Source organism: Escherichia sp. MOD1-EC7011 (assembly GCF_002965005.1).
Classification (GTDB): Bacteria; Pseudomonadota; Gammaproteobacteria; order Enterobacterales; family Enterobacteriaceae; genus Escherichia; species Escherichia ruysiae.
The window spans coordinates 14,861-36,149 of record NZ_PTRD01000003.1 but is presented as its reverse complement, the minus strand read 5'-3'; the positions used below and the strand labels follow the sequence as shown (position 1 = coordinate 36,149).

Sequence of the window (21,289 nt, the reverse complement as noted above, 5' to 3'; positions counted from 1 at the left end):
TATTATTCGCGGCTGATAATGTCCGCTAATTGTTTTTCTGATGATGCTGTTAAGAGTTGTTCAAGTATTTCTTCTTCGCACAGTAATTCACTTAACGCCTGAATAGCGCCAATGTGCGAATCGGCATCGGCAGCAGAAAGCCCGATGAGTAATTTAATCGGTTCGTCATTCCCAGGGAAATAAACACCTTGTTTAAGTAACGTCAAAGACATTCCGGTTTTGAGCGCCCCACATTCTGGTCGCGCATGAGGCATTGCTACGCCTGCTGCGAGAATATAATAAGATCCGTTGTTAATGGTGGAATCTTTAATAGCCTGAATGTAATTCTCGTTGATATAATTTTTTTGTTAATAATGATGCCATCGAAAAATCAATAGCCTCCTGCCAGTCTTTAGCTGCATGTATCACTGAGATTGATGATTCTGGAAAATAATCAATAAGCCGCATAAATTATCCCTATTTTTAGAGTACCGACTGTCGGTGAAAATAAAATACGCGCGCAAAAAATTGAAAGCAATTGGGCTAAAAAGGCGAACCACCAGAAGAGGAGAAATAAACAAACCATAAATAACAATAAGTTGCGATTAATAATTATAAAGTCAACTTTCTGTTTGTGAGTTGGATTGCAAATAAGACAAATTTATGATTGTTGTGTTTGTGATTATGCTCACCATTTATAACTTGAAAGTCCGAAAACAGATAAAATTAAATCTTACAGCCCCTTCTTTATAGATTCTTAATTGTTCGAGGTTGACTGTTATCCTCACATCAGGGGGGCATATTCCTTGCTTTGCTCAATTTCTGACGCTTATGAGAAGTCGATTGAAGATCGAATGAAAGCGGAGACTATTGCGTAAGAAGTGCGGCTGAAGCCGAAACTATTCGCCTGCGGGGTGAAGCTCTGCGGGACAATCCCGGTCTTGTGCCCTTACCACTGCTGAGCGTTGGGATGGCAAATTACCCGATACCATGAACCCCGGCAGTACCGTTCCGTTTATCTCGACCAAGTAAAAAGAGCCGCGTTTGCGGCTCTTGAGACTGATGGCAAAGGCTAAACTGCCTGATGCGCTACGCTTATCAGGCCTACACAGTCCCTGCAATTTATTGAATTTGCATGATTTTGTAGGCCGAATAAGGCGTTCACGCCGCATCCGGTAGGAACAACACGCACTTTGCCAACAATATGAAGGGCTGCTTTCGCGACCCTTCTCACAAAGCATCTTACCGATTACAGCAGTTCTTTTGCTTTCGCTACCACGTTTTCAACGGTGAAGCCGAACTCTTCAAACAGTTGCTCTGCCGGTGCAGATTCACCGAAGGTGGTCATGCCGACGATAGCACCGTTCAGACCAACATACTTGTACCAGTAGTCAGCAATACCCGCTTCTACTGCAACGCGTGCAGTAACCGCTTTCGGCAGTACAGACTCACGGTAAGCAGCGTCCTGCTTGTCGAATGCGTCGGTAGACGGCATGGAAACCACGCGCGCTTTCACGCCTTCGGCAGTCAGTTTTTCGTAAGCGGCAACAGCCAGCTCAACTTCAGAACCAGTAGCAATAAAGATCAGTTCCGGCTGACCGGCACAGTCTTTCAGCACATAACCACCGCGCGCGATGTTTGCCAGCTGCTCTTCAGTACGTTCCTGCTGCGCCAGGTTCTGACGGGAGAGGATCAGGGCGGTCGGGCCGTCCTGACGCTCAACGCCGTATTTCCACGCTACAGCGGATTCAACCTGGTCACACGGACGCCATGTAGACATGTTCGGGGTCACGCGCAGAGAAGCAACCTGCTCAACCGGCTGGTGAGTTGGGCCATCTTCGCCCAGACCGATGGAGTCGTGGGTGTAAACCATCACCTGACGCTGTTTCATCAGCGCAGCCATACGTACCGCATTACGTGCGTATTCTACGAACATCAGGAAGGTGGAGGTGTACGGCAGGAAGCCGCCATGCAGGGAGATACCGTTAGCAATCGCGGTCATACCGAACTCGCGAACACCGTAGTGGATGTAGTTACCGGCAGCATCTTCGTTGATTGCTTTAGAACCAGACCACAGGGTCAGGTTAGACGGAGCCAGGTCAGCGGAGCCGCCGAGGAATTCCGGCAACAGCGGACCGAACGCTTCGATGGCATTCTGAGACGCTTTACGGCTGGCGATTTTCGCCGGATTAGCCTGCAACTTCGCGATAAACTCTTTCGCTTTCGCGTCGAAGTCAGACGGCATTTCGCCTTTCATACGACGGGTAAATTCAGCGGCTTCCTGCGGATAAGCTTTCGCATAAGCAGCGAATTTCTCGTTCCATGCGGATTCTTTCGCCTGGCCTGCTTCTTTCGCATCCCACTGAGCATAGATTTCAGACGGGATTTCGAACGGTGCATATTTCCAGCCCAGCTGTTCGCGGGTCAACGCGATTTCAGCGTCGCCCAGCGGCGCACCATGGGAATCGTGCGTACCAGCTTTGTTCGGCGAACCGAAACCGATGATGGTTTTACACATCAGCAGGGACGGTTTGTCAGTCACTGCGCGCGCTTCTTCTACTGCGCGTTTGATAGATGCCGCGTCATGACCGTCGATATCACGAATAACGTGCCAGCCGTAGGCTTCGAAACGCATTGCGGTATCGTCGGTGAACCAACCTTCAACGTGACCATCGATAGAAATCCCGTTGTCATCGTAGAACGCAATCAGTTTGCCCAGCTTCAGCGTGCCCGCCAGAGAGCAAACTTCGTGGGAAATGCCTTCCATCATGCAGCCATCGCCCATGAAGGCGTAGGTGTAGTGGTCGACAATGTCGTGACCCGGACGGTTAAACTGCGCCGCCAGCGTTTTTTCTGCAATCGCCATACCGACTGCGTTCGCAATACCCTGCCCCAGCGGACCAGTTGTGGTTTCTACACCTGCGGTGTAGCCCACTTCCGGGTGGCCCGGAGTTTTGGAGTGCAGCTGACGGAAGTTTTTCAGTTCTTCCATCGGCAGATCGTAACCAGTGAGGTGCAGCAGGCTGTAAATCAGCATGGAGCCGTGGCCGTTGGACAGCACAAAGCGGTCACGGTCAGCCCAGGACGGATTCTGCGGGTTGTGTTTCAGGAAATCACGCCACAGGACTTCGGCAATGTCAGCCATACCCATCGGGGCGCCCGGGTGACCGGATTTGGCTTTCTGTACTGCGTCCATGCTCAGCGCACGAATAGCATTGGCAAGCTCTTTACGTGAGGACATTTTGACTCCAGATCGGATGATGAAGGGCACGCCCTTAACGACTTGACGACAGCGCGTTTTGGGCTACGCCGGAAAATTTGCCAACAATTTACCGCAAGCCGCGCGTCATGTACATGGAACATCCTTTTGCCGCTTCAGAAATCTCTGGATCATGCTCGCATGTTGCGCAATCTGCTCGCCCGTCCGCTGCGCTTTTCCTTATACTGAGACTGAGCGTCGATTCACCTGCAAACGGCGCATTTTTAGAATAATCCTGACCTTGTGCGGAAGAGAAAACATGAAAATTCGCGCCTTATTGGTAGCAATGAGCGTGGCAACGGTACTGACCGGTTGCCAGAATATGGACTCCAGTGGACTGCTCTCATCAGGAGCGGAAGCTTTTCAGGCTTACAGTTTGAGTGACGCCCAGGTGAAAGCCCTGAGCGATCAGGCATGTCAGGAGATGGACAGCAAGGCGACGATTGCGCCAGCCAATAGTGAATATGCTAAGCGTCTGACCACCATAGCCAACGCGCTAGGCAACAATATCAACGGTCAGCCGGTGAATTACAAAGTGTATATGGCGAAAGATGTAAACGCCTTTGCAATGGCCAACGGCTGTATCCGCGTCTATAGCGGGCTGATGGATATGATGACGGATAACGAAGTTGAAGCGGTGATCGGTCACGAAATGGGGCACGTGGCGTTAGGCCATGTGAAGAAAGGGATGCAGGTGGCACTTGGTACAAACGCCGTGCGTGTCGCAGCGGCCTCTGCGGGCGGGATTGTCGGCAGTTTATCGCAATCACAACTTGGTGACCTGGGCGAAAAGCTAGTCAATTCGCAATTCTCTCAACGCCAGGAAGCGGAAGCGGATGATTATTCCTACGATTTGTTGCGCCAACGCGGCATCAGCCCGGCAGGTCTCGCCACCAGCTTTGAAAAACTGGCGAAACTGGAAGAAGGTCGCCAAAGCTCAATGTTTGACGACCATCCGGCATCCGCCGAACGCGCCCAGCATATTCGCGATCGTATGAGCGCGGATGGGATTAAGTAAGGTCCGGTAGTACCGAACGTAGGTCAGATAAGGCGTTCACGCCGCATCTGACACGAATGGCACATTTGTCACCCCGTGCGCATTGCCGGATGCGATGCTGACGCATCTTATCCGGCCTACGGGTGCCGAACGTAGGTCAGATAAGGCGTTCACGCCGCATCCGACATTAATGGCACATTTGTTACACCGTGCGCATTGCCGGATGCGATGCTGACGCATCTTATCCGGCCTACGGGTGCCGAACGTAGGTCGGATAAGGCGTTTACGCCGCATCCGACATTAATGGCACATTTGTTACACCGTGCGCATCTTATCCGGCGCTTACTCGCCCTTTTTCGCCGCCTGAATATACAGCATCTCCAGCGCCAGCGTCGCTGCTGCCAGAGCGGTGATTTCCGACTGATCGTATGCCGGAGCCACTTCCACAACGTCCATCCCAACAATGTTGAGATCTTTCAGGCCGCGTACCAGTTTAATGGCGCGATCGGAGGTCAGGCCGCCAATCACTGGCGTACCGGTTCCTGGCGCGAATGCCGGATCAAGACAGTCGATATCAAAAGTCAGATAAACCGGCATATCACCCACAATCTGTTTCACCTGGGCGATAACATCATCCACGCTGCGATCGTTCACCTGGCAGGCGTCCAGCACGGTAAAGCCGTTGTCTTTATCAAACTCGGTACGAATACCAATCTGCACGGAATGATTCGGGTCGATCAGCCCTTCTTTCGGCGCAGTATAGAACATGGTGCCGTGGTCAAATTCACAACCGTTCGCATAGGTATCGGTGTGGGCGTCAAAGTGTACCAGCGCCATTTTGCCGAAATGTTTTGCATGGGCGCGCAGCAGCGGCAGCGTAACAAAGTGGTCACCACCGAAGGAGAGCATACGCTTACCGGCAGCCAGCAGTTTCTCTGCGTGCGCCTGCAATTTCTCGCTCATCTCACGAGCATCGCCGAAGGCATATACCAGATCGCCGCAGTCCACGACGTTCAGGCGCTCGCGCATGTCGAAATTCCACGGGAAACGGTTGTGTTCCCAGGCCAGGTTAGTTGATACCTGACGGATAGCCGCCGGACCGTGACGACCACCCGCACGACCAGAAGTGGCCATATCGAACGGTACGCCGGTAATCACCCAGTCAGCATCGCTGTCATACGGCTGGAAGTTCATCGGCAGGCGTAAAAAACCAAAGGCGTTGGAAACCAGTGAGTTATCGTATTGATGCCCTAAGGTGCTCATGGATGGACTCCTATTACAAAGTCGATATAAAAAAACCCTTCCGCGTCGTTAGGCCCGACGAGGAAGGGTTGGATTTGCGAAACACAAGTTTGCGCTAATTATCGCCTTAAATGGGCGAGGCATCAAGCGAGGTTGCTATTTACGACACGGTGGCGGCGCATAGCCATTGTTGTCTGCCGGAAAGGCTTGTCCAGAGCACGGCGGCAGCGCGTTTTTCTCCGAGCCTTGCAATTCAAAGGCGGCAAAGCCGATCACCCCGGTATTACGCACATCGCCTTGCGCCGAATTGGCGGCGTAGGAATCTGCAACATTGGCGAACTGAAAAGCCGCTTCGGTATGTTTATCTTTGCGGAATCCTTTAATCGCTAACGAATCACCAGCGTTCACAATATAGCCATTGTTATTCAACGAACCTTGTTTACCATTCAGAACATCCAGGCCATCAACCGTAGCAACGATCTCGTAATTGGTGTTCCGGCTGTAGTTACGGACATATAATTGATAATTCATCCCCACTCTGGCATGAACAATATATCGCGGTTCATTATTTGATGAATCATAAACTCGCGTAATAGGTAGAGAATTAAAATTAGCATCACGAATAGCATATTCCAGTTCGTTAATACGAATACTATAAACACGGTCGTAGCCGGAAGGAATATTTGTCGAATAATTAATAACGATCATCTCTGCCGGATCGCGCCAGGCGCGTTCAGCAGATACGCCCTGAACCGTTGAGTGCACATCTCCACCCCAGGCGGTGCCGACATTGCCCGATGCACTGCTATTATACTGCGCATTACTTGAGCAACCAGCCAACAACACGATTAATGCCACCAACGCGCTACGTACTTTCCATTTTTTCATAACCGTTCCCTCTATTTAATTAATACAGCGATTGTAGGGGGATTATTTAATAAGAAAAGCAGCCAAATTATTTTTAAGAATATATAAAAAAATGGGTCGATTTAATCATTTAAATCGACCCACCAGCGGAATAATCTTAATTATTCATCTTCAAGATAGGTATATCCGTACAACCCTGCCTCGAACTCTTCCAGGAACTGTTGTTGCAGCTCAGCATCCAGATCGGTTTTCTTCACTTGATCACGGAACTGGGTTAACAGCGTTTTCGGATCGAGCTGTACATATTGCAACATGTCCGCAACGGTATCGCCTTCATCAGACAGCTCCACTTCTACGCTGCCGTCAGGGAAGACGAACACATCAACCGCTTCGGTATCACCGAACAGGTTGTGCATGTTGCCGAGGATCTCCTGATAGGCACCGACCATAAAGAAACCGAGCATCGGCGGATTCTCTGGATCGTACTCCGGCATTGGCATTGTCGTGGCAATACCGTCACCATCAATATAGTGGTCGATAGCACCGTCAGAGTCACAGGTGATATCCAGCAGCACAGCGCGACGTTCCGGCACTTGATCCAACCCTTCAAGCGGCAGAACCGGGAACAACTGGTCGATCCCCCAGGCATCCGGCATTGACTGGAACAGCGAGAAGTTGACGTACATTTTGTCCGCCATACGTTCCTGCAGCTCGTCGATAATCGGACGATGAGCGCGATTTTGCGGATCCAGTTGCTTCTGCACTTCATGGCACATGCTCAAATAAAGCTGCTCAGCCCATGCGCGTTCTTGCAGGCTAAAGGTGCCGGAAGAGTAGCCGATATGAATATCGTGCAGATCCATCTGGCTGTCGTGCAGCCACTCGCGCAGAGAACGGCGAGTCCCCGGTTCGTGCATTTCCTGCCAGGTTTCCCACATGCTTTGCAGTGCGCGCGGCGCATCTTCTGCGGGCGCGGTCGGCACCGTGTATTCGTTACGTTCCACGCCGATGATATTAGACACCAGCACGGTATGGTGCGCAGTCACCGCACGACCCGATTCGGTGATCACCGTCGGATGCGGCAGGCCATTTTCTTCACAGGCATCGCCAATCGCCCAGATGATGTTGTTGGCGTATTCATTGAGGCCATAGTTCACCGAACAATCGGACTGTGAACGAGTGCCTTCATAATCCACGCCCAGGCCACCGCCGACGTCAAAGCACTGAATATTGACGCCGAGCTTGTGTAGCTCAACATAGAAGCGTGCAGATTCCCGAACGCCGGTAGCGATATCGCGAATATTCGCCATCTGCGAACCGAGATGGAAGTGCAGCAGTTGCAGGCTGTCGAGACGTCCGGCTTCACGTAGCGTTTCAACCAGTTGCAGTACCTGGGTTGCCGCCAGACCGAACTTCGATTTTTCCCCGCCAGAAGACTGCCATTTGCCAGAACCTTGTGAGGCCAGACGCGCGCGCACACCCAGACGCGGAACAACGTTCAGGCGTTCAGCTTCATCCAGCACAATGGCGATTTCTGACATTTTCTCAATAACCAGATAGACCTTATGGCCCATTTTCTCGCCAATCAGCGCCAGGCGGATATATTCGCGGTCTTTATAACCGTTACAGACGATAACGCTACGGGTCATGCCTGCATGAGCCAGCACCGCCATCAACTCGGCTTTTGAACCTGCTTCCAGTCCCAACGGCTCACCTGAATGAATCAGGGATTCAATCACGCGACGATGCTGGTTAACTTTAATCGGATAAACGAGGAAGTAGTCACCGTTATAACCGTAGGATTCCCGCGCACGTTTAAACGCAGCATTAATGGAACGCAAACGGTGCTGGAGGATCTGCGGGAAGCAGAACAGTGCTGGCAGGCGCTGCCCTTGCGCTTCGCGGGTTTTCACCAACTGCGCGAGATCGACGCGAGCTTCCGGGACGTCCGGGTCCGGGCACACGCTGATGTGACCCAGCTCGTTAACGTCATAGTAGTTATTGCCCCACCAGGCAATATTGTAAGTACGCAGCATCTTGCTGGCTTCCTGGGAGCTCATTGCAACCTCCTGCATGGAGCGTAGTACACCGTGTTCGCCCGCTGACGAAGGCAAACTCATAGACATGTCGTCAGACATAGCGAACCTCAAATTATTTTATTAAGTGTAAAACAGTTAACCACTATCGCAGCCTGAAACTGCGATAACAACCCATAAGCACACGGATTTTCCAGCAGCGTATGCTGACGCTCCGACTGCGCAACCGGTTTCTTTTTCATAACATTATTAAACACATAACCGAACGTAAGTGTGACAGTTCGGCGAAACCACGAGAAAACTCTTGTTTTTTTACAAGAGCGCCCTTGTTCAGTCTTCAGTAACTGTTGCCAGCTCTTGAATCCTGAGAAGCGCCGAGATGGGTATAACATCGGCAGGTATGCAATGCAGAGATGCAGAATGCGGGGAACGAATCTACACCAGAACGGTGCGACAGATTAAGCAGCAGACAACGATTCATTATTTCGTATCACCTCCACGGCCGCCTGCGAAGACGAACCAACAAGCTAAAACACTGATTTCAACCCGGCTGGAAGTGGCAACACGAAAGAAACGTCGTGTGCTTTTTATTTAAGCCGCGCGCCGCGTTTTATACCCCACAATGGCAGAAAATTGCAAAAGATAAATACGCAGAATGCCAGCATTGTCAGGAAAAATTTCCAGCTACGTTTTTAGCAGAATGAGACACGATTCAAAAAAAAGTGGAAATTGGGTGAAGAAGTGACCTAAAATAGCCGTCCAGATGTTAATCCATCCATACTGATTAACACTCAGACTGCCAGTGTTTTTAATCTGCAGAGTCGTGGTAGGATCCGCTACCACAGAAAATCCACACAACAGTTTGAGCTAACTAAATTCTCTTTTGGTGATATTAAATATGGCAAAACACCTTTTTACGTCCGAGTCCGTCTCTGAAGGGCATCCTGACAAAATTGCTGACCAAATCTCTGATGCTGTTTTAGACGCGATCCTCGAACAGGATCCGAAAGCACGCGTTGCTTGCGAAACCTACGTAAAAACCGGCATGGTCTTAGTTGGCGGTGAAATCACCACCAGCGCCTGGGTAGACATCGAAGAGATCACCCGTAACACCGTTCGCGAAATTGGCTATGTGCATTCCGACATGGGCTTTGACGCTAACTCCTGTGCGGTTCTGAGCGCCATCGGCAAACAATCTCCTGACATCAACCAGGGCGTTGACCGTGCCGATCCGCTGGAACAGGGCGCGGGTGACCAGGGTCTGATGTTTGGCTACGCGACCAATGAAACCGACGTGCTGATGCCAGCACCAATCACCTATGCACACCGTTTGGTACAGCGTCAGGCTGAAGTGCGTAAAAACGGCACTCTGCCGTGGCTGCGCCCGGACGCGAAAAGCCAGGTGACTTTCCAGTATGACGACGGCAAAATCGTCGGCATCGATGCTGTAGTGCTTTCCACCCAGCATTCTGAAGAGATCGACCAGAAATCCCTGCAAGAAGCGGTGATGGAAGAGATCATCAAGCCGATTCTGCCCGCTGAATGGCTGACTTCCGCAACCAAATTCTTCATCAACCCGACCGGACGTTTTGTTATCGGCGGCCCGATGGGTGACTGCGGTCTGACTGGTCGTAAAATCATCGTTGATACCTACGGCGGCATGGCTCGCCACGGTGGCGGTGCGTTCTCTGGTAAAGATCCATCAAAAGTGGACCGCTCCGCAGCCTACGCGGCACGTTATGTAGCGAAAAACATCGTTGCTGCAGGTCTGGCCGACCGTTGTGAAATTCAGGTTTCCTACGCGATCGGCGTGGCAGAACCGACCTCCATCATGGTCGAAACTTTCGGTACTGAGAAAGTACCTTCTGAACAGCTGACCCTGCTGGTACGCGAGTTCTTCGACCTGCGTCCATACGGCCTGATTCAGATGCTGGATCTGCTGCACCCGATCTACAAAGAAACCGCAGCATACGGTCACTTTGGTCGCGAACATTTCCCATGGGAAAAAACCGACAAAGCGCAACTGCTGCGCGATGCTGCCGGTCTGAAATAATATTTCAACACCAGTTTTCAAAGGCCAGCCTCGCGCTGGCCTTTTCTTTTCTAGAGAAATGCCTGATGCGCTACGCTTATCAGGCCTGCAACCATCGCTACATGTAGACTGGATAAGCCGTTCACGCCGCATCCGGCAAAAAGCCGCCTACACGATAGCAACATTCCGTTGCTGAACACGTTTACCCGCAAATTATCACCACTACTGAAACCGATTACACCCACCACACCAACAAAATATTTATACTATTTTCACTATATTATTCAGTTTTCACAGCTGTTACATTTCTTTTCAGTAAAGTCTTAATTGCAGGTAACTGCGTTTAATCTATGATGATATAACTCAATTATTTTCATGTACTTAAATTATAATCACTATAAATGTCAGTGTAAGCGATTACACTGATGTGATTTGCCTCACATCTTTTTACGTCGTACTCACCTATCTTAATTCACAATAAAAAATAACATATTGGAGGGCATCATGCCTGACGCTAAAAAACAGGGGCGGTCAAACAAGGCAATGACGTTTTTTGTCTGCTTCCTTGCCGCTCTGGCGGGATTACTCTTTGGCCTGGATATCGGTGTAATTGCTGGCGCATTGCCGTTTATTGCAGATGAATTCCAGATAACCTCGCACACGCAAGAATGGGTCGTAAGCTCCATGATGTTTGGTGCGGCAGTCGGTGCGGTAGGCAGTGGCTGGCTCTCTTTTAAACTCGGGCGCAAAAAGAGCCTGATGATCGGCGCAATCCTGTTTGTTGCCGGTTCGCTGTTTTCTGCGGCTGCGCCGAACGTTGAAGTGCTGATTCTTTCCCGCGTTCTGCTGGGGCTGGCGGTGGGTGTTGCCTCTTATACCGCGCCGCTTTACCTCTCTGAAATTGCACCGGAAAAAATTCGCGGCAGTATGATTTCGATGTATCAGCTGATGATTACCATCGGCATCCTCGGTGCTTATCTTTCTGATACCGCCTTCAGCTACACCGGCGCATGGCGCTGGATGCTGGGTGTGATTATCATCCCGGCAATTTTGCTGCTGATTGGTGTCTTCTTCCTGCCAGACAGCCCACGTTGGTTTGCCGCCAAACGCCGTTTTGTTGATGCCGAACGCGTGCTGCTACGCCTGCGTGACACCAGCGCGGAAGCGAAACGTGAACTGGATGAAATCCGTGAAAGTTTGCAGGTTAAACAGAGTGGCTGGGCGCTGTTTAAAGAGAACAGCAACTTCCGCCGCGCGGTGTTCCTTGGCGTACTGTTGCAGGTGATGCAGCAGTTCACCGGGATGAACGTCATCATGTATTACGCGCCGAAAATCTTCGAACTGGCGGGTTATACCAACACCACAGAGCAAATGTGGGGGACAGTGATTGTCGGTCTGACCAACGTACTCGCCACCTTTATCGCTATCGGCCTTGTTGACCGCTGGGGACGTAAACCAACGCTGACGCTGGGTTTCCTCGTCATGGCTGCGGGCATGGGCGTGCTGGGTACAATGATGCATATCGGTATCCACTCTCCGTCGGCACAGTATTTCGCCATCGCCATGCTGCTGATGTTTATTGTCGGTTTTGCGATGAGCGCCGGTCCGCTGATTTGGGTACTGTGCTCCGAAATTCAGCCGCTGAAAGGCCGCGATTTTGGCATCACCTGCTCCACCGCCACCAACTGGATTGCCAACATGATCGTCGGCGCAACGTTCCTGACCATGCTCAACACGCTGGGCAACGCCAACACCTTCTGGGTGTATGCGGCTCTGAACGTGCTGTTTATCCTGCTGACGCTGTGGCTGGTGCCGGAAACCAAACACGTTTCGCTGGAACATATTGAACGTAATCTGATGAAAGGTCGTAAACTGCGCGAAATCGGCGCTCACGATTAATCTCCTCAGGCTTCCTCCCGTCGCGGAGGAAGCCGCCTCTTGCAGTCATCTTTTCTTCGCTTTATCCTCAGCCGCTATGAAAACTTCCCGTCTCCCTATCGCCATCCAACAGGCCGTTATGCGTCGCCTGCGGGAAAAACTCGCCCAGGCCAACCTGAAGCTGGGGCGTAATTACCCGGAGCCAAAAATTTCGTACACCCAGCGTGGTACATCCGCCGGAACAGCATGGCTGGACAGCTATGAAATTCGCCTCAATCCGGTGCTGCTGATGGAAAACAGCGAGGCTTTTATAGAAGAAGTGGTGCCGCACGAACTGGCGCATCTGTTGGTCTGGAAACACTTCGGTCGCGTGGCGCCGCATGGTAAAGAGTGGAAGTGGATGATGGAAAGCGTGCTGGGCGTTCCCGCCCGCCGCACGCATCAGTTTGAGCTACAATCCGTGCGCCGCAACACCTTCCCTTACCGCTGTAAATGCCAGGAGCATCAGCTTACCGTGCGCCGCCATAACCGCGTGGTGCGTGGAGAGGCCGTCTATCGCTGCGTTCACTGCGGTGAACAACTGGTTGCCCAATAACCAGTAGAACTATCAGGAATTTTACTGATCTGGCTGATTGCATACCAAAACAACTTTCGCTACGTTGCTCGCTCGTTTTAACACGGAGTAAGTGATGTACCGTAATTTGTCTGTGGCTGCGGTGGTACTGAGCGCAGCATTTTCCGGCCCTGCATTGGCCGAAGGCATCAATAGTTTTTCCCAGGCGAAAACAGCAGCGGTAAAAGTCTACGCTGATGTGCCGGGAACATTTTACTGCGGATGTAAAATCAACTGGCAGGGTAAAAAAGGCATCGTGGATCTGGAGTCGTGCGGATACCAGGTGCGCAAAAATGAAAACCGCGCCAGCCGCGTAGAGTGGGAACATGTGGTTCCTGCCTGGCAGTTCGGTCACCAGCGTCAGTGCTGGCAAGACGGTGGACGTAAAAACTGCGCCAAAGATCCGGTTTATCGAAAAATGGAAAGCGATATGCATAACCTTCAGCCCGCAATAGGCGAAGTGAACGGCGATCGCGGCAATTTTATGTATAGTCAGTGGAACGGCGGCGAAGGGCAGTACGGGCAGTGTGCCATGAAGGTGGATTTCAAAGAAAAAGTGGCTGAACCACCCGCTCATACGCGAGGCATCATTGCACGAACTTATTTCTACATGCGTGACCAGTACAACCTGACACTCTCACGCCAACAAACGCAGCTTTTTAACGCCTGGAACAAGATGTATCCGGTGACCGACTGGGAGTGCGAGCGCGACGAACGTATTGCGAAGATGCAAGGCAATCATAACCCGTATGTGCAACGCGCTTGCCAGGCGCGAAAGAGCTAACCTACACTAGCGGGATTCTTTTTGTTAACCCCTACCCCACGCGGACAACCGCGTGGGGAGACGACGCGGATTTTTAACCATGCGTATCCCCCGCATTTATCATCCAGAACCACTTATCAGCAACTCTCACATCGCGCTTTGCGAAGATGCCGCCAACCATATCGGACGTGTGCTGCGTATGGGACCTGGACAGGCGTTGCAATTGTTTGACGGCAGCAACCAGGTCTTTGACGCAGAAATTACCAGCGCCAGCAAAAAAAGTGTCGAAGTAAAAGTGCTGGAAGGTCAGCTCGACGATCGTGAATCCCCGTTGCATATTCATCTCGGTCAGGTGATGTCGCGCGGTGAAAAAATGGAATTTACTATCCAGAAATCGATCGAACTTGGAGTAAGCCTCATTACGCCACTTTTTTCTGAACGCTGCGGCGTTAAACTGGATAGCGAACGTCTGAACAAGAAGCTCCAGCAGTGGCAGAAGATTGCAATTGCTGCCTGTGAGCAGTGTGGTCGTAACCGGGTGCCGGAAATCCGTCCAGCGATGGATCTGGAAGCCTGGTGTGCAGAGCAGGATGAAGGGCTGAAACTGAATCTTCACCCGCGCGCCAGTAACAGCATCAATACGTTGCCGTTACCGGTTGAACGCGTCCGCCTGCTGATTGGCCCGGAAGGCGGTTTATCGGCAGATGAAATTGCCATGACTGCCCGCTATCAATTTACTGATATCCTGTTGGGACCTCGCGTTTTGCGTACAGAGACAACTGCGCTCACCGCCATTACCGCGCTACAAGTACGATTTGGCGATTTGGGCTAACGGAGAAGAATAATGATCAAGCTCGGCATCGTGATGGACCCCATCGCAAACATCAACATCAAGAAAGATTCCAGTTTCGCTATGTTGCTGGAAGCACAACGTCGTGGTTACGAACTTCACTATATGGAGATGGCCGATCTCTATTTGATTAACGGTGAAGCCCGTGCTCATACGCGTACTCTGAGCGTTGAACAAAACTACGATAAATGGTTCGAGTTTACGGGGGAGCAAGATCTGCCACTGGCCGATCTCGACGTGATCCTGATGCGTAAAGATCCGCCGTTTGATACCGAGTTTATCTACGCCACTTACATTCTGGAACGTGCCGAAGAGAAAGGTACGCTGATTGTTAACAAGCCGCAGAGCCTGCGCGACTGTAACGAAAAACTGTTTACCGCCTGGTTCTCTGACTTAACACCGGAAACGCTGGTCACGCGCAATAAAGCACAGTTGAAGGCGTTCTGGGAAAAACACACCGACATTATCCTTAAGCCGCTGGACGGTATGGGCGGTGCGTCTATTTTCCGGGTGAAAGAAGGCGATCCGAACCTCGGCGTGATAGCCGAAACCCTGACTGAACACGGCACGCGCTACTGCATGGCGCAGAATTATCTGCCTGCCATTAAAGATGGCGACAAGCGCGTGCTGGTCGTCGATGGCGAGCCGGTGCCGTACTGTCTGGCACGTATTCCGCAGGGTGGCGAAACCCGTGGCAATCTGGCTGCCGGTGGTCGTGGCGAACCTCGTCCGCTAACTGAAAGTGACTGGAAAATCGCCCGCCAGGTCGGGCCGACGCTGAAAGAAAAAGGGCTGATTTTTGTTGGTCTGGATATTATCGGCGACCGTCTGACTGAAATTAACGTCACCAGCCCAACCTGTATTCGTGAGATTGAAGCAGAGTTTCCGGTCTCGATCACCGGAATGTTAATGGATGCCATAGAAGCACGTTTACAGCAGCAATAACCCAGTTTAACGAGAGGGATCTCGTTGAGACTCTGAGTGACAGCGCCCTTCTTTCCACGCATACTGGGCGCTGTTGCTTTTTTGAACCAGGAAACAGAACCTCTGACAATGAATTTACAGCATCACTTTCTTATTGCCATGCCTGCTCTCCAGGATCCGATTTTCCGTCGTTCCGTGGTCTACATTTGCGAACATAATACCAATGGCGCAATGGGGATTATCATTAATAAGCCACTGGAAAATCTCAAAATTGAAGGGATTCTGGAAAAGCTGAAGATCACACCGGAGCCGCGTGATGAATCAATCCGTCTGGACAAACCGGTTATGCTCGGTGGCCCGCTAGCTGAAGATCGCGGGTTTATTTTGCATACTCCACCATCAAATTTTGCTTCCAGTATTCGCATTTCAGACAACACGGTGATGACCACCTCCCGCGATGTACTTGAAACGCTCGGCACCGATAAACAACCGTCTGACGTATTGGTGGCGTTGGGTTACGCCTCCTGGGATAAAGGCCAGCTGGAACAAGAGATTCTCGACAACGCCTGGCTAACCGCCCCGGCAGATCTGAATATTCTGTTCAAAACGCCGATTGCCGACCGCTGGCGCGATGCGGCAAGACTGATTGGTGTTGATATTCTCACTATGCCTGGTGTGGCGGGGCACGCCTGATGAGCGGAACCTTACTCGCCTTTGATTTCGGCACTAAAAGCATTGGTGTGGCGGTAGGTCAACGTATTACCGGCACCGCTCGCCCTTTGCCTGCAGTTAAAGCTCAGGACGGTACGCCGGACTGGAACATCATCGAACGTTTACTGAAAGAATGGCAGCCGGACGAAATCATCGTCGGTTTGCCGCTGAATATGGACGGCACCGAGCAACCATTGACTGCCAGGGCGCGTAAATTCGCCAACCGTATTCATGGTCGTTTCGGTATTGAAGTAAAGCTACATGACGAGCGTCTTAGCACCGTAGAAGCGCGTTCCGGGCTTTTTGAACAAGGTGGTTACCGGGCACTCAACAAAGGTAAAGTCGACTCTGCCTCTGCGGTTATCATTCTCGAAAGTTATTTCGAGCAGGGTTATTAAGGCGATTTATAAGCCTGGCGAATTGTCATTACCGTCATCTTGCCGGATGCGGCGTAAACGCCTTATCCAGCCTACATGTGGCAACGGCTGTAGGTCTGATAAGACGCGTTAGCGTCGCATCAGACGTTCATTGCCGGATGCTGCGTTTGTATGCCTGATAAGCGTAGCGAATCAGGCATATTTACGAAGCTAATCAACCAATTTCGCCTCACAAACGCCCTTCCTCCACCCGCTGCTGATAACTCTGCTGAAAAGTTAACATCCCCACTTGTTGCCCGGTTTGAATAACGTGTGGTAACTGGTGGGTTTTCCCTTCGCGAATCAAATTCCCCACCGCTGGCGTGTTAATCAATAATTCAAACAGCGCCACGCGCCCTTCCTGCTTATCCACTTCCAGCTTTTGTGACAACACCGCCCGTAAACTCCCCGCCAGTTGATTACGCACGGGATCTTTTTCCTGCGCCGGAAATGAATCCACCAGCCGCTCAACGGCCTGCGCCGCACCGCGCGTATGTAAGGTCGCCAGCACCAGATGCCCGGTTTCTGCCGCCGTCAGCGCCAGACGTATTGTCTCGCTGTCACGCAGCTCTCCGAGCAATATCACATCGGGATCTTCCCGCAATGCGGCACGCAATCCCGATGCGAACGTCATACAGTGCAAACCGATTTCTCGCTGCTGGATCAAACATCGCTGGCTGGCATAGAGATATTCAACAGGATCTTCCAGCGTCAGAATATGCGCATCGACATGTTGATTGAGATAGCCAACCATCGCCGCCAGCGTGGTAGATTTGCCACTCCCCGTCGCTCCCGTCACCAGAATCAGGCCATTCTCGCTCTTAAGCAATTCCGGCAATACCGGTGGTGCGCCAAGCTGTTCGAGCTGTGGACGGTGCGAAGGTAACAACCGTAATGCCAGAGAAATACCTTGCCGTTGGGCGAACGCACTGCCGCGCAACCGCTGGTTTTCCGCCAGCGATACGGCAAAATCAAGCTGACCATTTTCAAGCAATATCGCCCTCTGCTCGTCATCCAGCCACTCCCGCAGTAGCTCTTCCACGTCCGGTGCGTCAAACGGTGCAGCTTCCATTCTGCCGCGAATGCGCCATCGTGCGGGCCAGGCGCTGCACAGGTGTAGATCCGAGACGTTATGCTTTACACTAAGGGCCACAATTTCTTCCATATTCATACTAAGATCCTCGGAAAATGAACGATATTGCGCATAACCTGGCACAGGTCCGGGACAAAATCTCAGCGGCTGCAACGCGTTGCGGCCGTTCTCCAGAAGAAATTACGCTGCTTGCAGTCAGTAAAACAAAACCTGCGAGCGCCATCGCAGAAGCCATCGACGCCGGGCAGCGTCAATTTGGTGAAAACTACGTTCAGGAAGGGGTAGATAAAATTCGCCACTTTCAGGAGCTGGGCGTAACAGGATTAGAATGGCATTTTATTGGCCCGTTGCAGTCTAATAAAAGCCGCCTGGTGGCAGAGCATTTCGACTGGTGTCATACCATCGACCGTTTGCGTATCGCTACCCGCCTGAACGACCAGCGACCGGCAGAACTCCCCCCTCTTAACGTACTGATTCAAATTAATATTAGTGATGAAAACAGTAAGTCCGGGATTCAACTGGCAGAACTGGACGAACTGGCGGCTGCGGTTGCTGAACTACCGCGTCTACGCCTGCGCGGGCTGATGGCTATCCCGGCGCCTGAGTCAGAATATGTAAGGCAGTTTGAAGTTGCACGCCAAATGGCTGTAGCATTTGCCGGACTGAAAACGCGCTACCCGCATGTCGATACGCTCTCTCTGGGGATGTCGGACGATATGGAAGCCGCCATTGCGGCGGGTAGCACAATGGTTCGCATCGGCACAGCCATCTTTGGTGCGCGTGATTACTCTAAAAAATAAGGAATTAAAGGAACGCCATGAATACGTTGACTTTCCTGCTTTCAACGGTCATTGAGCTGTATACCATGGTGCTGTTATTACGCATCTGGATGCAGTGGGCTCATTGTGATTTTTATAACCCTTTCTCACAGTTTGTGGTGAAAGTGACACAGCCAATTATCGGGCCACTGCGCCGCGTTATTCCGGCAATGGGACCCATTGACAGCGCCTCGCTGCTGGTTGCCTATATTCTCAGTTTCATCAAAGCCATTGTGCTGTTTAAAGTGGTGACCTTCCTGCCAATCATCTGGATTGCCGGTTTATTAATTCTGCTGAAAACCATCGGCCTGCTGATTTTCTGGGTACTGCTGGTGATGGCGATTATGAGCTGGGTAAGCCAGGGTCGTAGCCCGATTGAATACGTGCTGATTCAGCTTGCCGATCCGCTGCTGCATCCAATTCGTCGCCTGCTGCCGGCAATGGGTGGGATTGATTTCTCGCCGATGATCCTCGTTCTGCTGCTGTATGTCATCAATATGGGTGTCGCAGAAGTATTACAGGCGACAGGAAACATGCTGCTGCCGGGGCTGTGGATGGCGTTATGAGTGCCGTAACAGTTAACGATGACGGTCTGGTTTTGCGGCTTTATATTCAGCCAAAAGCCAGCCGTGATTCTATTGTCGGTTTACATGGCGACGAGGTAAAAGTCGCCATTACCGCGCCGCCGGTTGACGGTCAGGCCAACAGCCATCTGGTGAAATTTCTCGGTAAGCAATTCCGGGTAGCCAAAAGCCAGGTGGTGATAGAAAAAGGCGAACTTGGCCGCCACAAACAAATTAAAATCATTAATCCGCAACAAATCCCGCCAGAAATCGCGGCGTTAATTAATTAGGTATCCTATGCAAAAAGTTGTCCTCGCAACCGGCAATGCCGGTAAAGTGCGTGAGCTGGCGTCGCTGCTTAGCGACTTCGGTCTTGATATCGTGGCTCAAACGGAGCTTGGCGTTGATTCCGCCGAAGAAACCGGCCTGACCTTTATCGAAAACGCGATTCTGAAAGCGCGCCACGCGGCAAAAGCGACCGGTTTACCGGCGATTGCCGACGACTCCGGTCTGGCGGTAGATGCGCTGGGTGGCGCGCCAGGGATTTACTCCGCGCGTTATTCCGGTGAAGACGCGACCGATCAAAAGAATCTGCAAAAACTGCTGGAAACACTGAAAGACGTACCGGACGACCAACGTCAGGCTCGCTTCCACTGTGTGCTGGTGTATCTGCGTCACGCGGAAGATCCCACTCCGCTGGTGTGTCACGGCAGCTGGCCGGGCGTGATTACCCGTGAACCCGCCGGTACTGGCGGCTTTGGTTATGATCCGATTTTCTTTGTGCCTTCCGAAGGTAAAACCGCTGCCGAACTGACCCGCGAAGAAAAGAGTGCCATTTCCCATCGTGGTCAGGCATTGAAACTGCTGCTGGACGCTTTACGTAATGGTTAAATTACCGCCGCTGAGTCTTTACATTCACATCCCGTGGTGCGTGCAGAAATGCCCGTACTGCGATTTCAACTCTCACGCGTTGAAAGGGGAAGTGCCGCACGATGATTATGTTCAGCATTTGCTTAGCGATCTGGACAACGATGTCGTTTACGCACAGAACCGTGAAGTAAAGACAATCTTTATTGGCGGTGGTACGCCGAGCCTGCTTTCCGGCCCGGCGATGCAAACGCTGCTGGACGGCGTGCGTGCGCGTTTGCCGCTGGCAGCGGATGCAGAAATTACCATGGAAGCGAACCCCGGTACGGTAGAAGCCGATCGCTTTGTTGATTATCAGCGTGCCGGTGTAAATCGTATCTCTATTGGGGTACAGAGTTTTAGCGAAGAAAAGTTGAAACGGCTGGGACGTATTCATGGCCCGCAAGAAGCGAAGCGTGCTGCAAAACTGGCAAGCGAGCTGGGGCTGCGTAGCTTTAACCTTGATTTAATGCATGGGCTACCGGATCAATCGCTGGAAGAGGCGCTTGGCGATCTGCGCCAGGCTATTGAACTGAATCCGCCGCATCTTTCCTGGTATCAACTGACCATCGAACCTAATACGCTGTTTGGTTCACGACCGCCGGTACTGCCGGACGACGACGCGCTGTGGGATATTTTCGAACAGGGGCATCAGTTATTAACCGCAGCGGGTTATCAGCAATATGAAACTTCCGCTTACGCCAAACCGGGTTATCAGTGCCAGCACAATCTTAACTACTGGCGATTTGGTGACTACATCGGCATCGGCTGCGGTGCACACGGCAAAGTGAGCTTCCCGAACGGGCGCATTCTGCGTACCACCAAAACGCGTCATCCGCGTGGTTTTATGCAGGGAAGGTATCTGGAAAGCCAGCGCGATGTTGAAACCGCAGATAAGCCATTCGAGTTCTTTATGAATCGCTTCCGTTTGCTGGAAGCCGCACCGCGCGTGGAGTTTAGCCAGTACACAGGTCTTTCTGAAGAGGTGATTCGCCAACAGTTAGACGAGGCTATCGCTCAGGGTTATCTCACTGAGTGTGCGGATTACTGGCAGATAACCGAGCATGGTAAATTATTCTTAAACTCACTTCTTGAATTATTCCTCGCTGAGTAATCATTAATGCGCCTGCGGGCGCATTAATCACTTCTTTTATCCCCCCGTTAATTAACTTCGGCAAAAATATATTTCTTACTGAATAAATATCGACGACATTTATTATATAAATGTAGTGAATATTTACTCATCATTTATTGATTATAAACATGTACAACCTGGCGCACAAATTTAATATTTAATTTCTGACTTTATTTCAAGTTGTGATAAACATAGACAAGTTGTCAG

Annotated in this window: 21 protein-coding genes and 3 pseudogenes; 15 read left to right on the top strand and 9 right to left on the bottom strand. The window is 51.4% G+C overall.

Going from position 1 to position 21,289, the window contains the following annotated elements; all coding sequences use genetic code 11:
* Positions 1-2: 2 nt before the first annotated feature.
* Positions 3-447: pseudogene (cmtB, locus tag A7098_RS01705) on the bottom strand (PTS mannitol transporter subunit IIA).
* Between the two features lie 389 nt (positions 448-836).
* On the opposite strand from cmtB, the pseudogene A7098_RS23915 reads away from it, so the two are divergent.
* Positions 837-1,011: pseudogene (locus A7098_RS23915) on the top strand (prohibitin family protein); the annotation flags it as partial.
* A gap of 217 nt (positions 1,012-1,228) precedes the next feature.
* Here the strand turns inward: A7098_RS23915 and tkt are convergent.
* Positions 1,229-3,220: a transketolase gene (gene tkt, locus A7098_RS01695; protein WP_000098618.1), complete on the bottom strand. Its 1,992-nt coding sequence runs from the start codon at positions 3,218-3,220 to the stop codon at positions 1,229-1,231.
* A 277-nt stretch (positions 3,221-3,497) separates the two neighbouring features.
* Between tkt and loiP the strand changes: the two genes are divergently transcribed.
* Positions 3,498-4,256: a metalloprotease LoiP gene (gene loiP / locus A7098_RS01690; RefSeq protein ID WP_010347931.1), complete on the top strand. Its 759-nt coding sequence runs from the start codon at positions 3,498-3,500 to the stop codon at positions 4,254-4,256.
* Positions 4,257-4,577: 321 nt separating this feature from the next.
* On the opposite strand, the gene speB is transcribed toward loiP, so the two are convergent.
* The 6 genes and pseudogenes from speB to A7098_RS24095 all read right to left on the bottom strand — a co-directional run bounded on the left by speB (position 4,578) and on the right by A7098_RS24095 (position 9,223).
* Positions 4,578-5,498: an agmatinase gene (speB, locus tag A7098_RS01685; protein WP_000105566.1), complete on the bottom strand. Its 921-nt coding sequence runs from the start codon at positions 5,496-5,498 to the stop codon at positions 4,578-4,580.
* Positions 5,499-5,633: 135 nt separating this feature from the next.
* Complete coding sequence (locus A7098_RS01680; protein ID WP_105280229.1) at positions 5,634-6,365, bottom strand: hypothetical protein; 732 nt, start codon at positions 6,363-6,365, stop codon at positions 5,634-5,636.
* A gap of 140 nt (positions 6,366-6,505) precedes the next feature.
* Positions 6,506-8,482: a biosynthetic arginine decarboxylase gene (speA, locus tag A7098_RS01675; RefSeq protein WP_010347927.1), complete on the bottom strand. Its 1,977-nt coding sequence runs from the start codon at positions 8,480-8,482 to the stop codon at positions 6,506-6,508.
* Positions 8,483-8,490: 8 nt separating this feature from the next.
* Positions 8,491-8,622, bottom strand: coding sequence for an acid stress response protein YqgB (gene yqgB, locus A7098_RS01670; protein WP_001338822.1), 132 nt, complete (start codon positions 8,620-8,622; stop codon positions 8,491-8,493).
* Positions 8,623-8,717: 95 nt separating this feature from the next.
* Positions 8,718-8,861 carry a hypothetical protein gene (locus A7098_RS24100; RefSeq protein WP_272941840.1) on the bottom strand — a complete coding sequence of 48 codons (144 nt, stop codon included), beginning with the start codon at positions 8,859-8,861 and terminating at the stop codon, positions 8,718-8,720.
* Between the two features lie 110 nt (positions 8,862-8,971).
* Positions 8,972-9,223, bottom strand: a pseudogene (locus tag A7098_RS24095) (hypothetical protein).
* Positions 9,224-9,278: 55 nt separating this feature from the next.
* On the opposite strand from A7098_RS24095, the gene metK reads away from it, so the two are divergent.
* The 8 genes from metK (at position 9,279) to ruvX (ending at position 16,549) form a co-directional block, all read left to right on the top strand.
* On the top strand, positions 9,279-10,433 hold the full coding sequence (metK, locus tag A7098_RS01655) for a methionine adenosyltransferase (protein WP_001062128.1): 1,155 nt from the start codon (positions 9,279-9,281) through the stop codon (positions 10,431-10,433).
* A gap of 483 nt (positions 10,434-10,916) precedes the next feature.
* Positions 10,917-12,311 carry a galactose/proton symporter gene (gene galP / locus A7098_RS01650; RefSeq protein ID WP_001112301.1) on the top strand — a complete coding sequence of 465 codons (1,395 nt, stop codon included), beginning with the start codon at positions 10,917-10,919 and terminating at the stop codon, positions 12,309-12,311.
* 76 nt (positions 12,312-12,387) lie between these two features.
* Positions 12,388-12,885: a SprT family zinc-dependent metalloprotease gene (locus tag A7098_RS01645; RefSeq protein WP_000858393.1), complete on the top strand. Its 498-nt coding sequence runs from the start codon at positions 12,388-12,390 to the stop codon at positions 12,883-12,885.
* Positions 12,886-12,979: 94 nt separating this feature from the next.
* On the top strand, positions 12,980-13,687 hold the full coding sequence (gene endA, locus A7098_RS01640; protein WP_000286195.1) for a deoxyribonuclease I: 708 nt from the start codon (positions 12,980-12,982) through the stop codon (positions 13,685-13,687).
* 79 nt (positions 13,688-13,766) lie between these two features.
* A complete protein-coding gene (gene rsmE, locus A7098_RS01635; protein ID WP_010350368.1) occupies positions 13,767-14,498 on the top strand; it encodes a 16S rRNA (uracil(1498)-N(3))-methyltransferase in 732 nt (243 codons plus the stop codon).
* Between the two features lie 12 nt (positions 14,499-14,510).
* Positions 14,511-15,461 carry a glutathione synthase gene (gene gshB, locus A7098_RS01630; protein ID WP_000593253.1) on the top strand — a complete coding sequence of 317 codons (951 nt, stop codon included), beginning with the start codon at positions 14,511-14,513 and terminating at the stop codon, positions 15,459-15,461.
* A 108-nt stretch (positions 15,462-15,569) separates the two neighbouring features.
* Positions 15,570-16,133 carry a YqgE/AlgH family protein gene (locus A7098_RS01625; protein ID WP_010347742.1) on the top strand — a complete coding sequence of 188 codons (564 nt, stop codon included), beginning with the start codon at positions 15,570-15,572 and terminating at the stop codon, positions 16,131-16,133.
* The gene (ruvX, locus tag A7098_RS01620; protein WP_032226193.1) at positions 16,133-16,549 is read left to right on the top strand and encodes a Holliday junction resolvase RuvX; all 417 of its coding nucleotides are present in this window, start codon (positions 16,133-16,135) and stop codon (positions 16,547-16,549) included. Before A7098_RS01625 ends, ruvX begins: the two co-directional genes overlap by 1 nt.
* Before the next feature lie 208 nt (positions 16,550-16,757).
* On the opposite strand, the gene A7098_RS01615 is transcribed toward ruvX, so the two are convergent.
* Entirely contained in the window at positions 16,758-17,738 is a 981-nt protein-coding gene (locus tag A7098_RS01615) for a PilT/PilU family type 4a pilus ATPase (protein ID WP_071995194.1), read from the bottom strand.
* Between the two features lie 17 nt (positions 17,739-17,755).
* Between A7098_RS01615 and yggS the strand changes: the two genes are divergently transcribed.
* From yggS to hemW, 5 genes are read left to right on the top strand one after another with little or no spacing between them, the layout of a single operon-like run.
* Positions 17,756-18,460 carry a pyridoxal phosphate homeostasis protein gene (gene yggS, locus A7098_RS01610; RefSeq protein ID WP_010347747.1) on the top strand — a complete coding sequence of 235 codons (705 nt, stop codon included), beginning with the start codon at positions 17,756-17,758 and terminating at the stop codon, positions 18,458-18,460.
* A 17-nt stretch (positions 18,461-18,477) separates the two neighbouring features.
* The gene (gene yggT, locus A7098_RS01605; protein WP_105280228.1) at positions 18,478-19,044 is read left to right on the top strand and encodes an osmotic shock tolerance protein YggT; all 567 of its coding nucleotides are present in this window, start codon (positions 18,478-18,480) and stop codon (positions 19,042-19,044) included.
* On the top strand, positions 19,041-19,331 hold the full coding sequence (yggU, locus tag A7098_RS01600; protein WP_001277222.1) for a DUF167 family protein YggU: 291 nt from the start codon (positions 19,041-19,043) through the stop codon (positions 19,329-19,331). Before yggT ends, yggU begins: the two co-directional genes overlap by 4 nt.
* Positions 19,332-19,338: 7 nt before the next feature.
* On the top strand, positions 19,339-19,932 hold the full coding sequence (locus tag A7098_RS01595; protein WP_032226195.1) for an XTP/dITP diphosphatase: 594 nt from the start codon (positions 19,339-19,341) through the stop codon (positions 19,930-19,932).
* Positions 19,925-21,061, top strand: coding sequence for a radical SAM family heme chaperone HemW (gene hemW, locus A7098_RS01590; protein ID WP_105280227.1), 1,137 nt, complete (start codon positions 19,925-19,927; stop codon positions 21,059-21,061). Before A7098_RS01595 ends, hemW begins: the two co-directional genes overlap by 8 nt.
* Positions 21,062-21,289: the final 228 nt, after the last annotated feature.